The 15,482-nt window shown below is 39.0% G+C and carries 16 protein-coding genes; all 16 read left to right on the plus strand.

Going from position 1 to position 15,482, the window contains the following annotated elements:
• Positions 1-11 precede the first annotated feature (11 nt).
• The 16 genes from CC90_RS0102815 (at position 12) to CC90_RS22875 (ending at position 15,015) form a co-directional block, all read left to right on the plus strand.
• Complete coding sequence (locus CC90_RS0102815; RefSeq protein ID WP_031389312.1) at positions 12-1,067, plus strand: ABC transporter substrate-binding protein; 1,056 nt, start codon at positions 12-14, stop codon at positions 1,065-1,067.
• A gap of 31 nt (positions 1,068-1,098) precedes the next feature.
• Positions 1,099-2,196, plus strand: coding sequence for an ABC transporter permease (locus tag CC90_RS0102820; RefSeq protein ID WP_330373173.1), 1,098 nt, complete (start codon positions 1,099-1,101; stop codon positions 2,194-2,196).
• Positions 2,193-2,978 (plus strand): ABC transporter ATP-binding protein, encoded by a 786-nt coding sequence (locus CC90_RS0102825; protein WP_031389314.1) that lies wholly within the window; start codon positions 2,193-2,195, stop codon positions 2,976-2,978. The genes CC90_RS0102820 and CC90_RS0102825 overlap by 4 nt, the downstream gene beginning before the upstream one ends.
• Before the next feature lie 12 nt (positions 2,979-2,990).
• A complete protein-coding gene (gene nifH, locus CC90_RS0102830) occupies positions 2,991-3,848 on the plus strand; it encodes a nitrogenase iron protein (protein WP_031389315.1) in 858 nt (285 codons plus the stop codon).
• A gap of 259 nt (positions 3,849-4,107) precedes the next feature.
• Positions 4,108-4,281, plus strand: a complete 174-nt coding sequence (locus CC90_RS0102835; protein ID WP_031389316.1) for a DUF4250 domain-containing protein — start codon at positions 4,108-4,110, stop codon at positions 4,279-4,281.
• Positions 4,274-5,773 carry an ASKHA domain-containing protein gene (locus tag CC90_RS0102840; RefSeq protein WP_031389317.1) on the plus strand — a complete coding sequence of 500 codons (1,500 nt, stop codon included), beginning with the start codon at positions 4,274-4,276 and terminating at the stop codon, positions 5,771-5,773. Before CC90_RS0102835 ends, CC90_RS0102840 begins: the two co-directional genes overlap by 8 nt.
• Before the next feature lie 75 nt (positions 5,774-5,848).
• A complete protein-coding gene (locus tag CC90_RS0102845) occupies positions 5,849-6,394 on the plus strand; it encodes a V4R domain-containing protein (protein ID WP_051869250.1) in 546 nt (181 codons plus the stop codon).
• 29 nt (positions 6,395-6,423) lie between these two features.
• Entirely contained in the window at positions 6,424-7,629 is a 1,206-nt protein-coding gene (locus CC90_RS22870) for a sensor domain-containing diguanylate cyclase (RefSeq protein ID WP_157837523.1), read from the plus strand.
• A 68-nt stretch (positions 7,630-7,697) separates the two neighbouring features.
• Positions 7,698-8,417, plus strand: a complete 720-nt coding sequence (locus CC90_RS22065; RefSeq protein WP_242843233.1) for a polysaccharide deacetylase family protein — start codon at positions 7,698-7,700, stop codon at positions 8,415-8,417.
• A 420-nt stretch (positions 8,418-8,837) separates the two neighbouring features.
• On the plus strand, positions 8,838-9,365 hold the full coding sequence (gene loaP / locus CC90_RS0102860; RefSeq protein ID WP_051869252.1) for an antiterminator LoaP: 528 nt from the start codon (positions 8,838-8,840) through the stop codon (positions 9,363-9,365).
• A 78-nt stretch (positions 9,366-9,443) separates the two neighbouring features.
• Positions 9,444-9,677, plus strand: coding sequence for an acyl carrier protein (locus CC90_RS0102865; RefSeq protein WP_031389322.1), 234 nt, complete (start codon positions 9,444-9,446; stop codon positions 9,675-9,677).
• A 23-nt stretch (positions 9,678-9,700) separates the two neighbouring features.
• On the plus strand, positions 9,701-11,137 hold the full coding sequence (locus CC90_RS0102870) for a class I adenylate-forming enzyme family protein (RefSeq protein WP_031389323.1): 1,437 nt from the start codon (positions 9,701-9,703) through the stop codon (positions 11,135-11,137).
• 31 nt (positions 11,138-11,168) lie between these two features.
• Positions 11,169-12,158 carry a C39 family peptidase gene (locus CC90_RS0102875; RefSeq protein WP_031389324.1) on the plus strand — a complete coding sequence of 330 codons (990 nt, stop codon included), beginning with the start codon at positions 11,169-11,171 and terminating at the stop codon, positions 12,156-12,158.
• Between the two features lie 415 nt (positions 12,159-12,573).
• Positions 12,574-12,849, plus strand: coding sequence for an acyl carrier protein (locus tag CC90_RS0102880; RefSeq protein WP_031389325.1), 276 nt, complete (start codon positions 12,574-12,576; stop codon positions 12,847-12,849).
• Between the two features lie 137 nt (positions 12,850-12,986).
• Entirely contained in the window at positions 12,987-13,994 is a 1,008-nt protein-coding gene (locus CC90_RS0102885; protein WP_031389326.1) for a hypothetical protein, read from the plus strand.
• 25 nt (positions 13,995-14,019) lie between these two features.
• The gene (locus CC90_RS22875) at positions 14,020-15,015 is read left to right on the plus strand and encodes a glycosyltransferase family 2 protein (RefSeq protein ID WP_031389327.1); all 996 of its coding nucleotides are present in this window, start codon (positions 14,020-14,022) and stop codon (positions 15,013-15,015) included.
• Positions 15,016-15,482 lie beyond the last annotated feature (467 nt).

A 15,482-nucleotide genomic window follows, 5' to 3' on the forward strand; every position in this document is an offset into this window, starting at 1 on the left:
AGGGAAAAGATATGACGATAGGAAAGAAAAGCAGTGCTGTTGTTTCACTTATTTTGGCCGGTGTGCTGGGACTTACCGCTTGCGGAGCGAAGGAGGCGGCGGTGACAGAAACGTCTGCATCTGCAGAAACGGCAAAGACGGAATACAAATATGGGAAGATAGATATTCCCGGCAAGGATGGAGCACTTTGCGGTGCACCGATCTATATTGCTTATGAAAAAGGATTTTTTGCGGAGGAGGGCTTTGATGTAAATCTGATTTCTGCCGATACCGAAACGCGAAAAATCGGGCTAAATAACGGAACAATTCCGATAGTAAACGGAGACTTCCAGTTCTTTCCCTCCATCGAGGAAGGGGTGAAGGTGAAGGTGGTCGACGGGCTTCATTACGGATGTATTAAATTCGTGGTTCCTAACGATTCTCCCATACAGACTGTGGAAGATTTCGCCGGAAAGAAAATCGGTGTTGACGAAATTGGAGGAACGCCCCATCAGGTTGCCAGCGTATGGCTGGAAAAAGCAGGAATTTCCGCAGATCCTCAGGATGGCGATGTGACCTTTCTGCCATTCTCCGACGGTAATCTGGAGTTGGAGGCGGTAAAGAGCGGAGAGATAGACGTAGCGGCTCTTTGGGATCCGCTGGGTTCCATCGCAGAGAAGAGCGGGGAATACAGGGTAGTGTTCGACCTTTCCACAGACCCTGCTTTTGCCGGAAAGTATTGCTGCTTCCTCTATGCATCTTCTAAGGTGCTCGAGGAGAACCCTGACGAAATCGCGGCACTGCTAAAAGCTTACAGGAAGGCGCAGGACTGGATTGCGAAGAATCCTAAGGAGGCGGTAGATATTATTTCGGATAAGAAATATTCAGCTATTGACGATAAGGAACTGGCACAGGAGCTTATCGTAAGCTATGCTTATCCCTCCACAGAGGACAGAGCGAATGGAACAGCCAAAATAGAAGAGGATGTAAAGTACTTTGTAACGGAACTTAAAAATATCGGATACTTAAAGACGGAGGATGCGGATGCATTTGCTGCGGAAATCTTTCAGAAGGTAGATGTGGATTAAGCGTTTATAAGCTTATTTTGGAGGAAAAAAGGTGAGTATATTAAAACAACGAGCGATACGATTGGCAAATAGCTCTTATGTTCAAAAGGATGCTTTGCCGTCACGGTTCAAACCGGGACGGCAGGGCGGGAACTATACACCTGCCATAGCATCATATATCGGTCTGTCTGCCATTTCACTTTCGGGATTTTTCATAGCGTTACTTGTGAATTTATTTTTTAGGCAGACGGCAGAAGCGGACATTAATACATATCCGCTTGGCTCTTCTATTTCCCTTACCGCTGATGAGGCGTATCGCTTCGTTCTGGCAGTACTGATACTCATCTATGGAGTGGCGGCAGTTTATTCTTTTTGGAGAGAGGAGCGCAGAAAGCAGTTCTTAAGCCGGGTGCCGTTCCGCTTTGTCATAGGCCTTGCATTATCATTATGGGATATTTTGGGAACGAAGCTTTTGCTTTTACCCCAGCCGTTCTTTCCCGGGCCATCGAGAATAATAGAATCCTTTCTGATGGAGGGAGACTATATTCTGCAAAATACGCTGTATTCTTTGCGGCTTTTTACCGTGGGATTCACGCTGGGCGTGGCTTTTGGCGTAGGAACGGGGATTCTGATCGGCTGGTTTCCGAAAATCTACTATTGGGTATACCCTGTCCTGAAAATTACCGGAGTCATTCCGGCGGTGGCATGGATGCCCTTTGCCTTGACACTTCTTCCTACACCTTTTTGGGCGGCAGCCTTTTTGATCGTTATATGTGCATGGTTTCCGGTGGCGTTTTTGACAGCGCAGGGCATTGCCAGCACACCTAAGATTAATTTTGAAGTGGCGCAGACCTTAGGGGCGAAGACACCGTATCTTGTCCTGCATGTGGCAATACCTCATGCGATGCCTCAGATTTTTACCGGCATATCCTCAGCTAACGGCTTTGCGTTTACAACGCTCGTTATGTCCGAGATGCTGGGGCAGCCGGGAGGGCTGGGCTATTATATCAACGCCTCTAAGGTTTGGTCGGCATATTACAAGGTGTTTGCGGCAATTATCGTTATGGCAGTTTTGTTTTCCGCCATCATGAAGGTAATCGGAGCAATACAAAGCCGCGTTTTGCGGTGGCAGAGGGGGCTGGTAAAATGAGCAGGGATATTCTTTTTGAAATTGAAGCGGTGGACCGTACCTATGTGGATGCCAATGACAACATGGTGGAAGCGCTTAAAAATATAAACCTTTCTATTAACAAGGGAGAGTTTATTTCCATCATCGGTCCTTCCGGCTGTGGCAAGACCACCCTTTTACGGCTTCTTGCAGGTCTGGATGTGCCGGAATCGGGGAAAATCCGGCTAAGCGGAGAAGAAATTGGAGGGCCCGACCCGACCCGGGGGTATGTGTTCCAGCAAAGCAGTCTGTTCCCCTGGTTGACGGTGGAAAAAAACATTGCCTCCGGCTTAATGGCGAGAGGGGTGTATAAGCAGAGAAAGGATGAAATTGCGGGGTACATAAAGCTGATCGGGCTTAACGGCTTTGAAAAGACCTACCCCCATCAGATTTCGGGAGGAATGGCACAGCGTGTGGCGATTGCCAGGGCGCTGATCAATCATCCGGTGGCGCTTCTTATGGATGAGCCGATGGGAGCCTTGGATGCCTTTACGAGGGCAGATTTGCAAGATAAGCTTTTGGAGCTTTGGCGGGAGAACGATACCACCATGATTTTGGTAACACACGATGTAGACGAGGCGCTTTATCTGAGTGACAGAGTTGTTATCATGTCGCCCAGACCCGGCAGGATAAGCGAAGTTTTGAATATTTCGCTGTCAAGACCAAGGCAGCGGAGCAGCGCGGATTTTACGGCGCTGAGAAACAGTATTCTCGAAAAGCTGCATCTGGTCAGTGAAATACAACAACCAGAATATACAATTTAAGGAGATTATGTCATGTCAGAAAAAAAGCAACTAAGACAGATTGCCATTTACGGCAAGGGTGGCATCGGAAAATCAACCACCACACAGAATTTGACGGCAGGTCTTGCGGAAAGCGGGAAGAACGTTATGGTAGTAGGCTGTGATCCGAAGGCCGATTCTACCAGACTGCTTCTGGGGGGACTTGCGCAGAAGACGGTGCTTGATACCTTGCGCACGAGTGGGGACGCTACGGAGCTTTCCAACATCATGCGCATAGGATTCCATGGAACAAAATGCGTGGAATCCGGCGGGCCTGAACCCGGAGTCGGATGTGCCGGCAGAGGAATCATTACATCCATAGGCTTATTGGAGAGGCTGGGTGCATATACGGACGATTTGGATTATGTTTTTTATGACGTTCTGGGAGATGTAGTATGCGGCGGCTTTGCGATGCCGATCAGAGAGGGAAAGGCAAAGGAGATTTACATCGTGGCCAGCGGCGAAATGATGGCACTCTATGCTGCCAACAATATTTCCAAGGGAATCGCAAAGTATGCGAGAACCGGCGGTGTACGCATCGGCGGAATCATCTGCAACAGCCGTAACGTGGATAGAGAGCTGGAGTTGCTTAAGGCTTTTGCCGAGGAGCTCGGTACTCAGCTCATATATTTTGTTCCCCGCGACAATGTGGTGCAGCGTGCGGAGATTCACCGGAAGACCGTAATCGAATATAGCCCTGAGGTAAAGCAGGCGCAGGAGTATCGCGCTCTTGCAAAGGCAATCGATGAAAATACGATGTTCACGATTCCCAAACCGATGTCTCAGGAGCGTTTGGAGGAGATTCTTATGGAGCACGGGCTTATGGATGCCATTGAAGATTATCATATTTAATTAATGAAGCGACTGTTCGCTGGCTGTTATATCATGTGCCTGCAAACAGTCGCTTTTTCTAAATCAGGAAATGATAAATCCAATTGACAAGTAGACAGGATTAGAATTAAACTGGTATACATAAAACAGTAAATAATGGCGGAGTCTGGCATTTTAGTAAGAAACAGGCTGAAGAAATAAAATCTTTGAACGTAAACTGTGCTTGAGAGGCGCGGGAAATCTTAAGGAAAGCCTCAGGACTTCAGAAGGTGTGAATGAAATGATACCGAACGATCCGGTAATGTTAGTTAGTTACGTGAATATGAAGCTGCGTGATTTTTATGAGGACTTGGACAGGCTGTGCGAGGACCTCGATATAGACAAATACGAGTTGGAAGAAAAGTTAAAATCCATAGAATATTATTATAGTAAGGAGAGAAACCAATTTGTCTGAACAGATAACGATTACAGTTCAAACAAAAAAAGCAGGAGAGGAAATGCATCTGCTTCATACGGTAGGGCGAACAGTACTGGAAACCTTGAGGGAAAGCGGAATCGAATTGCCTTCCCTTTGCAGCGGGATGGGAACCTGCGGCAGGTGTATGGTGAGGTTTATCGGTTATGCTCCTCTTCCCTCACAGACGGAAAGGGGCCGGATAGAGCCCGACAGGCTGCGGGAGGGGTATCGGCTCTCTTGTATGGCAAAGCCGGTGAAGAACTGTGTGATCCAGCTTCTTTTTAAAAGTGAGGAGAAGATTAAGGTGCTGACGGAAAGCACCGTGGGCAGCATGGAAGGTATGGGAAGAGAAGAGGACGGGGATTATTACGGGGGCTTGAAGCAGGGAAGTTCAGTTATCGCAGTGGATATAGGAACCACAACGATTGCTATGAGGCTGTTAGAGACTGTTTCCGGGCGGGTATGTGACACTTATACTTGCCTGAATCCTCAAAGGAGCTACGGCACGGACGTAGTGGAGCGGATTAGGGCCGGCAGTGACGGTAAAGCGCAGCAGCTTCAGGAGCTGGTAAGAGAAGCGATGAGGAAGGGAATGAATCAATTTTTCCAAAGCGCCGTCAATAATAAGTTATGTAAATCTAAACGAATGGCCATTGCCTGCAATACGACTATGGGGCATTTACTTATGGGATATTCAACGGATACCTTGGGCAAAAGTCCTTTTACACCAGTGAACATTGCTTTAACAATGTTTGATTTCGAAGGAGTTCCGGCGGCACTTCTGCCTGGAATCTCGGCCTTTGTGGGAGGGGATATCGTGGCGGGCTTATATGCCTGCGATCTTCATAAGGCGCAAAAAACGTGGATATTTCTGGACTTAGGAACAAACGCAGAGATGGCGATTGGAAACGGTGGGCGCATTCTATGTACTGCGGCAGCGGCAGGACCGGCATTTGAAGGAAAAGGCGAAGGGAATACGACGGGACCGGAGCGAATCGAAGCAATTTCCCATTTATTAAAGGAAGGTATCATCGATGAAACAGGGCTTCTTCAGGAGCCGTATTTCGAGTCCGGTATCGAAGTGAACGACATCTGCGTGACACAGAAGGATATCCGGGATATACAAATGGCAAAGGCGGCAGTGCGTGCAGGAATACATTTCCTGGAGGAAAAGTTTGCTGTTTCCATGCCGGAATACCGGCCGATAGAAAAGGTATATCTTGCGGGAGGCTTCGGCTTCTATATGGATAAAGAGGCGGCAGTGCGTGTAGGTTTGATTCCGCCGGAACTTGAGGATAAGTTAGAGGCAGCAGGAAATACGTCCCTCGCCGGAGCAGAGAAAGCGGCAAGGAAAATGTGTATGGATATCAAGGAAATGAGGGAGTTAGACGATATAATAGGGAATTGTGAAGTATTTAATCTCGCGGCTCAGGAGGATTTTGATAAAGTATATATAGAATATATGAATTTTGTTAGATTTTACAAATAGAAGGATAAGATGATATAATACGGTTACTATACAAATACTATTTCGATAAAACGCAAATTTTGCGGGGAGGCATACATGGCAAATATTTTTGGAAATACGGATAATGACAATTCGGCGGTGCTATGGGATTACTTATTCAATGTGGACGAGGGAAGAAAGAATCTTGGAGGGGAGATGCCGGTAATAGTTTATCGCATGCTGGAATATTCCATGAGAGATGTCCTTACATCCATGTACGGTAAGGAAAAAATGATAGAAATTATCAGAAGTGCAGGCGAGAAGACGGGCAGGGAGTTTTATTCCAGATGTCTGGACGGTTCTTTGCCGCTTAACGATTTTCTTGCTCAGGTACAGCAGAAATTGATAGATTTGAAAATCGGTATACTCCGCTTCGAAAAGTTCGATGAAGAGACAGGGCATGCGGTACTTACGGTAAGCGAAGATTTGGATTGTTCAGGATTTCCTTCGATTGGGGAGACCGTATGCAATTACGACGAAGGCTTTTTGGCAGGAATACTGAAGGCCTATACGAAGAAAGAATACATTGTGGTGGAAATCGATTGCTGGGGCACCGGCGAAAGGGTATGCCGCTTTGATGCAAAGGTGGTCCTCGATAAATAAAATTTTACTCAGAAGGGAAAAGGATGTCCATGGAGCAAAATGATACGGATGTTTTATTCGAATATTTAAGGAAAATATTGTTTGAGCGGAATACTCCCATGCTTTCAGCGCAAGAGGTATCTCCTGAGAGCGAGAAGCTTGTGAATGGAATGAATCTGTTTCATGACTGGCTGGAGGAAAATTTTAGATTTGCCAACGACATAGCGGAAGGGAACTTGAACGGAATAGAGCCCTCCAAGGATAATCCCCTTTGTGCTCCATTAAAAATGCTGCGTTCTAACCTTTCCCATCTGATGTGGCAGACGAAGCAGGTTGCAGACGGGGATTACAGCCAGCGGGTAGCAATGCTGGGAGAGTTTTCCACGGCCTTCAATACGATGACCATGCAACTCAAGCAGCGGGAAGCGGCATTGAAGGAGCACAATGCCCTTCTCTCACATATTACGGATAATATAGGAGAGTATGTCGCCGTTCTCGATGAGGAGACGAGGGAAAGCCTGTATGAGAATAAGGCTCTTGTAGATATGTCTATCGAGGAGCCGCGGCTTGCCGAGGACTTAAGATATAGCATCAGCAGATACGATATGGAAAGCAGCGGCCGTTCATGGGAGATAAGTCTGTTGTCTTCGGAGGAAGAAGGGCGCACCTTATATTATCATGTAGATTCGTTCTATATCGACTGGCAGGGAAAGAAAGCTATCGCCCATCTTCTTCGTGATGTTACGGAACAGAAGGAATGGGAGTCTTCTATCGAATATGCAGCGAACTCCGATGCACTTACCGGCCTTTTCAACAGACGCTATTGCATGGAAATGATGGAAAGGTATATCGAGAACAAAAGGGATTTCCTCGTTTGCTTTGTAGATTTGGACAAGCTAAAATATGTGAACGATACCTTTGGTCATTGCCACGGGGACGAATATATATTGACGATGGCAGCCGTTTTGAAGGAAACTGTAAGGAAGGATGATATTATCTGCAGAATCGGCGGCGATGAATTTGTTATACTTATGCCTAAATGTACGGAGAAGCACTCCAAGATGCGTATGAATCAGGCACGGAATCGCCTCTTGCGGTTAACCGAAGAGAAAAACTTGAAATATCCCATGAGCCTGAGCTACGGGGTAATAGCATGTGGTGAAAACAATACGCTCAGCGCGGAAGAGATTTTGGATGAGTCCGATAAAGAGATGTATTTATTCAAGCAGGCGCATCGAAGTGAGTGGAAGGCATAAAATAGATTCCTATTTTGCTGGTTTTTGACATATATATTATGAAGAAAACAATAGGAAGAGGCAGAACATTGCATTTTAAAGTTGGACTTAAAGAATGCGTTGTGGCGGGAGCTCTCGTTGCGGCGGCACTTTTGTTTATATATGTCAGAGATTATGGGAGCGGCGAGCAGACGGGCTCAGTAGCAGCTTTGAGTAATAAGATAACGGGACAGGTGAGGGACGAGGAGAAGGACAAGGGAAAGATTGCTTTGACTTTCGACGACGGCCCTCATCCTTATTATACGGAGCAGATATTGGATGGACTTAAGAAAAGAGGAATTAAGGCTACTTTTTTTGTGACCGGAATGAATGCGGAAAAATATCCGGAAATCATTAAGAGGATGTATGACGAAGGACATGTGATCGGAAATCATACCTTTTACCATACGCAGCTGACCAGCAAAAACCGAAAGGAATTCAAGGAAGAGCTGATACGTACCAACGCAGTCATCAGCGGAATCACAGGAGATGATGTGATCTACGTCCGCCCGCCTTATGGAAGCTGGGATAAAAAGTTCGAAACGGAGCTCAACATGTTTCCGGTATTGTGGACGATCGACCCGCTTGACTGGTGCTCCACCAATGTAGCTTGCATCACGGAAAATGTGGTGAAGAAGGCGGAGGAGAACGACATTATTTTGATGCATGATTATTATCCGTCTACAGTTACGGCAGCTTTTAACATCATAGATGAGCTTACCAAGGAGGGGTATAACTTTGTGACGGTGGATGAGATATTGTTTGATTAGGAGAGTTGTGCCATTTGAGATAAAAATTACAAAATAAGATTAATAGAATAGGATTATGGTATATTACCCCACGTAAGGTTGCCAATGTGGTACTTCTTCAAAAAGATGATTTGAGTTTAAAGAAGGTTATTTTAAAAGGAACAGTAATTAAATAAGACGGTGACTTGCCACAGTCTCATTTTTGAGCAAGATATCACATTTCTATTCGGATTTGTATAATTTTGCTATAAAATGTATTATTATGTTCTTTTTGTTTAAAGTTATTTACTGATAATGCAGGTTATGGTAAATTTTAAAAAAGATAAGCACTTATATACATTAATCGTCGGTTGGTCGCGTTATTAAATGTAAGGAATATAGCTCCGTCGTATCGTTTACAAAGGTAAACGGTATGGCGGAGCTATGTTTTGGGGATGCATGATGAATAACTATTATGTTTTGTTTGTTAAGACGGGATACGAGGAAAGTATTGTCAGGAGAGTAAAGGGAATGATAGATCCTAATATTCTTTTGCCTTTTATGCCCTATAAAGAAAAGATATTTTTATATAAAGGAAGTAGGATACTAAAATTGGAATTATGTTTTCCTGGTTATATTTTTATTGAAACAAAATTATCTCCTGAAATTTTCATTTTAGAAATTTCAACTATATTTAAACAAAATGGCTGGAAATTTAGCATAGTAAATTATGGTAGTAAAAACGATATAGTTATTCATAAAGAGGATAGAGAATTACTTCTGAAAATGCTTAATAATCAATTTTGCATAGAACAATCTAAAGGTTTCATTGTGGGAGATAAAATACGAGTAAAGACCGGAGCCTTAGTGGGAAGGGAAAGCTTAATTAGAAAAGTAAACCGACACAAGAGAGAAGCTTTGATAGAGTTGGATTTTATGGGAGGCAAAAGACAGATTATTGTAGCTCTGGAAATATTAGAAAAAGTTTAATTTACAAAGTTAACTAAAAAAGAAATTGATGGATTACAGTGCGAGAATGTAAGTAGAAATAGTTATAAAGGAGAAAAAGTGGAAGATATATTAGTATCAATCATAAACAAAGTAACAGAAAAGCACTATAATTCTATAAATTATAGTGATGGATTTAAAACTGATCTTGGTATAAGTTCATTGGAGTATTTTGAAATTGTAATTGATATAGAATTACAATACAACTTAACCTTGCCGGACGAATTGCTTTTATATGAAGAAAATATAACTTTTGGACAAATTATAGAAGGTTTAAAAGGACTACTACTATAATAATTTGAAAAGGAAGACTTAGAATGAAATATGAAATAGATAATATCTTTGAAGTTTTAGAAAAACAAAAAAATAATAAAAAAATTTCTTTTATCTATAAGGATGAGATAATAAAGTATAATGAATTATATATCAAAGCGATTAATATATCAGAATATATAAATTCTAAATCTGACATAATTACTATTTTTTTTGAAAACTCTATAGACTATATAGCTGCATTTTTTGCTGTTTTATATAGTGGAAAGATTGTATTACCAATAAATATAAATACTCATATTAACGAAATAGAGAATATTATTCGTAATACAGGTTCAGACTTAGTGTTAACAAACTCAGATTGTAAAAAGAAAATAGACAGTATTCAAATTGATATATTAGACATCGGCATATTAGATAGTAGTCATATGTGTGAGAAAGTATCCACCCCTCAAAATGAGATTGCAATTATTTTCCCGACCTCAGGAACAACAGGAATCCCTAAATATGTTCAAATTACTCATATAAATCTAATTTCAAACTTTTTAAGTGTTTTTAAGATATATAATCTTAAATCGCACGAAAAGGGACTGATGATGCTACCTTTTACAACGGCGTTTTGGTTATCTGTTGATCTTCTTCCCTCTATGTGGACAGGTATGTCAAACACCATTTATGATGGTGGTTTTAGCAGAAATAAATGCTTGTCATTGATTGAAAGGAATATGATAAATTATATTATTATGGTTCCCTCTTTATTCAGGATGATTTTAAAAGATGCTGCCCATGATAATAGTAGATTGGAGAGCCTTAAAAGAATAACATTGGGGGGTGAAAAAATTGCTGAAAAAGAGTTGTTAGAATTTATCAAGCAGTTTCCGAATATTGTTTTGATTCAGGGATATGGAATGACAGAAGCATCGCCGGTTATAACAACAACAACATATGATGATTATAATAAAAAAGTCGGTTCGGTTGGAAGACCGATTGATCAAGTGAAAATAAAAATCATCGACAGTGCGGGAAATGAATTACCAATTGGCAAAGAAGGAAGAATAACTGTCGCAGGTCCCAATGTTATGAAAGGATATTTAAATCAAAAAACGAGTATTATAAGCAATGGCTGGCTGGAAACAGGGGATATCGGATATTTGGACAAAGAAGAATATCTCTATATAACGGGAAGAGAAAAAAACATGATTATTGTAGGGGGGAGGAATGTTTTTTCGGAAGAAATAGAGAGTATTATAATGCAAAATGATATGGTTGATGATGTAAAAATATATGGAGAAATTAATCAAATTCATGGAGAAATTATTGTCGCTGAGGTTGTTTTTAAATGTTCTACAATGGATGAACAGGAAGCAATTGAAGAAATAAAGGAATACTGCAGGAAATTTTTAACAAATTATAAAATACCTAAAAAAATTATTATTAAAGAGATGATTGAAAAAACGATTACAAATAAAACAAAACGGTGAATCTAATTAAGCTAATTGGGGGAATAAGTGAATGGATAATATAAAAAATACAAATGAAGTTTTTGAATTTTTATTGAAAATTCCCAGGCTTAATTATAATTGCTTTCAAATGGCATTGGCCTATATATTACAGTTTTATCATCGAGAATATCAAGCTGTGTCGTTAGGTAATTGGGGATTTAAGTACAATCAGCGGATAGAATATACTGATTGTATCGGTAATGCAATTGATGAAGTATTTAGATATAAGATAAAAGATATTTTAATGCGTTACTACGGATCAGAACTTATAGGTTACGATCCTTCTGATGAGACAGCAGTAATTTATATGTTAAAGGAAGCGGGCTTGATATTAGTAAGAAGTGATTTATATTGGTGTCCTTGGAGTCTTGCATATTTGAAACATCACTTTAGCCATTACTATTTACTGGTGGGTTATGATAAAAAGAGTGAAGATTTCTATTGCTATGATCCATATTTAAACAATGGGAAAATAAATCAGGTGCCATTTGAAAAAATAAAGCCGGGTATTATTAGCTATGAGATGTTGTGCAGCACAAAGGGAAAAACAAAGAATGAAAACATAAAGGAAAACATTAAGAAGGATATCTATTCAGATATTACTAGTATACTAGACAAACAAGATCTAAATTCTCTTTATAATATTTATCAATTGGTAGATAGTATAAACTATAGATTTGAATTGGAAAAGGAAAATGCAGGTTTTCAAAAAGATTTTTTGGCAATTCCGATATTAAGCAAGATGAAGTTTATATATATAAGTAGATATGGGTATAGTGATTTACTGGAATATTACGGGAATAGCTTTAATAATAAAAAAATTATTGAAGCTGCTAATAATCTAACGGAGTGCGGAAGGCAGTGGAGAGTATGTCAGTCCTTACTTATGAAAGTATTTATACATAGTCACGATAAGGGGAAGGTAAAAGTGGTATCAAATTCAATTGCAAAAATTGCTGATAATGAAATTAGTATCGCAGAAGATTTGTTTAACTTGTAAATATTATTTGATAACAATATTTTCAAAAGAAAATAACAAGATAAAGCGAGTGTAATTTCATGATAGTAGAAAATAAAATTATTTTTCATAATTTATTTTATTATAAAAAAAGAAATACTGCTTTAGTCGTCTTTTTCAATCAGGCTAGAAAACATAGATGATTGCCTGTTCAAATACATAAATAGATTTCTCTTAAACAAATTTTATTATAGTTGGCACATTAGAAAATCTTAGTTCTTACCTACCGAATCATATTTATGGATTGATTACTTCTCGTATGACAGATTTTCAATTAAATAATTCTTGCAGAAAAAAATTATATTCTCTTTGGGAGAGACTTGATTGTGAGCCGCTATTTAACAAAGACAAATAGTATATTCGTTTGGAAAGTATCTTTATATAAAGGAAGGTTCAAATGAAAATGAATAAATATAACATCTACGAAATAATATCAAGCGTTTTAGGCGTTGATTTTGAATTTGTGAAAAGCATGGACGAAAATGAAGATTTAGTTTCTATGGGTATGGATTCAATTAAATTTATCAGCATTGTTGTCGCATTAGAAGAAGCCTTTGAGGTGGAATATCCTGATGAATGTCTTGTCATAACTCATTCCAACACATTAAATAAACTGGCAAGTAACGTATCAGAGGCTTTGGAGAAAAAAACGGAGGAACGGCAGAATGAATAGCTTACAAAATGCAGATTTACATATCGGTATAATTTGCTGTAAGGTGTATCTATAGGTTTTACAAGATGTGTCACTATATTATTTAAGCCTGCAAGGATTGAAGACTATATATACATTAGCAGAAAGTGATTATAAAGATGGAAAGAAGCAAAAAAAAAATACTACCAATAGCCACATCGCCAGTTATAGGATTTTTACATCATGCATATGATCTGGAAATACTGTTAACAAATAAGACATTCTTTTCGGTTTTTTACATGAATTACATTCATCTGAATTTTTTGAAGGATAATTTCTTTGATAGATACGCTCATTATTTGGATTTCTGTGGAGTTGACATAGATGGATATATTGAGACCCATGATTTTGAACAGAACGACCTCTGTGTAAGCGGTTCAAATATATGTGAACGTATCATAGGGCATATTGATAATGATTGGTATGTTGAAGTTGTAGTAGACGAATTCAGTATTCCAGATAGAGTATTTTATAAAAATCATCATTTTTTTCATGCGATGCAAATATTTGGCTATGGAGAAAATGAATTCTATGCTTCTGGATTTAGGGCAAATAATATTTATGGAAACCATACGGTTTTGTTTGAAGATTTTATGAACGCAATCATAAACGAAACGGGGTATAAAATAAAAAAAATAAAGGATATAGCCGTTGAACTGAATCCAATAGTGATAAGGACTAAATTGCAGGAATACCTAGATGCAGACGATTTGTCAATAAAATATCCTGAATATGCCATAAGAAATGGTGGGGCAGGAAAGGGACTGAAGTTCTATTGGGGTATGGATATATACAAAGGATTCTTTTTATACTTAGACTTACTTAATAAAGATAAGGCATATTTTGACATTAGACTTTGGCATATATTATGGGAACACAAGTCATGTATGTTAAAAAGGGTGATATACTTGACAGAGAAAGGCTATGCTGAATTAAAATACCAACAGAGTACCTACAATGAAATTGAAAGGTTAGCTTATATTATAAGAGGTAAAATGCTTAAATTTAAATTCTCTAAGAATAAAAAATTGCTTACAGATGTTAATGATATTTTACAAAGGGTGAGGGATATGGAAATGAAAGAAATAAAAGTAACTGTGAGTTTGTTGAGTAACTATAATTTTTGACGTACTTATATTAGGAGAAAGATAGATGCCTTTGTTTACGTTTATAATTCCTGCTTACAATGTGGAAGATTATATCGAAGAATGCGTTATGAGCATTTTGAAGCAAGATTTTAGTGATTTTGAAATTCTGATTGTGGATGATGGATCTACAGATAAATCGCAGGAAGTTTGCCGGAAAATGGCACGGCATGATAATAGAATTAAAATTTATACCCAAACAAACAAGGGGACATCAGAGGCTAGAAATATAGGAGTGATAAAAGCTAAAGGTGAATATATTATTTTTCTTGATGATGATGACTATTGGTTGGATAACATGTTGGCGGATTTAGCAAAGATGGTACTGCATCTTAAATGCGATGTGGTAGTATTTAATTATGAAATATTTGATTATTACTTGAATACCATAACTAAAGATAACTTACCCCTAAATATTTTTGGGAAAAATATAACTATGCATGGATTAGAGTATTTGGAAAGAATATTATGTGTAAAAAGGTTATATCCATGGTATCCGTGGTGCTATGCTATCAAAAGAAGACATTTAATTGATAATAAGCTTTTTTTTAAGCCGGGAATTCGGTTTGAAGATGTTGATTTGATGTTTCGGGTTCTTATAAACGCTAAAACAATAACTTGTTTTGATAAAGAAGTTTACCATTACCGCTTTAACCGTCAAGGAGCGGTAAGTGCAAGAAGCAATATAAATTTAAAGACAGAAAATGATAAGTTATTGGTTATAAAGAATAATATAGACTTTGTAAAGACATCTCAGATTAACAAAAAATTAAAAGTAATGCTTTGCGATAATTTCTCGTATTTATGGTTTATATCCCTTTCACTTCACTCACTATTTAAAAATGTTGATGAAAAACACACACATGAGAATTTATTAAAAAAATATATTTCTGTTAGTGTATATACAAAGAGCTTCTCGCTTCACCTAGTCCGCATTGCGGTGAAATTACTGGGTATAGAAAGAGCGGCTTTTCTATGTAGCAAAATTATAGGAATGAAATGATTGTCAAAAAGGGAAATAAGACTTTCGGGAGTTATCATCTCCTTATCGGTTGTCTTGAAAACTATCTGGCTTAATATGAACTTCCAATTAACATGAATAGATTTAATTTCATGGGGTAGGGAGACTGTCTTAAAGCTAGCCAGTGGAAGCAACTCCACCAGATTCGTATAGTATCGCTAAGAGGTATCCCCTGTAAAAGTGTATATATCAAGGGGCAACATTTTTTGTGAATCGGTCAACTGTTTTGTAATATTTTTAAGTTTTATTTCATAAAATAGCGGTCTCATCCGAACCGAAACCGCTACTCTTGATATAAATTTTTTTAATTAAGTGACATTGTTTTGTCATCAATTTCAAAATAATGAACAAGCGTATTAACAGCATCTGGAAGGGTTAAAATCTAAGAGTTAATTTTGACCATATAGTTGATGAAAAATATTATTAATAAAAGTCCTTTTAATATTAGA

Source organism: Kineothrix alysoides, assembly GCF_000732725.1.
In the GTDB taxonomy this organism is placed as follows: Bacteria; Bacillota; Clostridia; order Lachnospirales; family Lachnospiraceae; genus Kineothrix; species Kineothrix alysoides.

Excerpts from the sequence above, each read along its gene's own strand:
- CC90_RS0102815 (WP_031389312.1), top strand. The coding sequence starts at position 12 with ATGACGATAGGAAAGAAAAGCAGTGCTGTTGTTTCACTTATTTTGGCC.
- CC90_RS0102825 (WP_031389314.1), top strand. The coding sequence starts at position 2,193 with ATGAGCAGGGATATTCTTTTTGAAATTGAAGCGGTGGACCGTACCTAT.
- nifH (WP_031389315.1), top strand. The coding sequence starts at position 2,991 with ATGTCAGAAAAAAAGCAACTAAGACAGATTGCCATTTACGGCAAGGGT.
- CC90_RS0102835 (WP_031389316.1), top strand. The coding sequence starts at position 4,108 with ATGATACCGAACGATCCGGTAATGTTAGTTAGTTACGTGAATATGAAG.
- CC90_RS0102845 (WP_051869250.1), top strand. The coding sequence starts at position 5,849 with ATGGCAAATATTTTTGGAAATACGGATAATGACAATTCGGCGGTGCTA.
- CC90_RS22870 (WP_157837523.1), top strand. The coding sequence starts at position 6,424 with ATGGAGCAAAATGATACGGATGTTTTATTCGAATATTTAAGGAAAATA.
- loaP (WP_051869252.1), top strand. The coding sequence starts at position 8,838 with ATGAATAACTATTATGTTTTGTTTGTTAAGACGGGATACGAGGAAAGT.
- CC90_RS0102870 (WP_031389323.1), top strand. The coding sequence starts at position 9,701 with ATGAAATATGAAATAGATAATATCTTTGAAGTTTTAGAAAAACAAAAA.
- CC90_RS0102875 (WP_031389324.1), top strand. The coding sequence starts at position 11,169 with ATGGATAATATAAAAAATACAAATGAAGTTTTTGAATTTTTATTGAAA.
- CC90_RS0102880 (WP_031389325.1), top strand. The coding sequence starts at position 12,574 with ATGAAAATGAATAAATATAACATCTACGAAATAATATCAAGCGTTTTA.
- CC90_RS0102885 (WP_031389326.1), top strand. The coding sequence starts at position 12,987 with ATGGAAAGAAGCAAAAAAAAAATACTACCAATAGCCACATCGCCAGTT.
- CC90_RS22875 (WP_031389327.1), top strand. The coding sequence starts at position 14,020 with ATGCCTTTGTTTACGTTTATAATTCCTGCTTACAATGTGGAAGATTAT.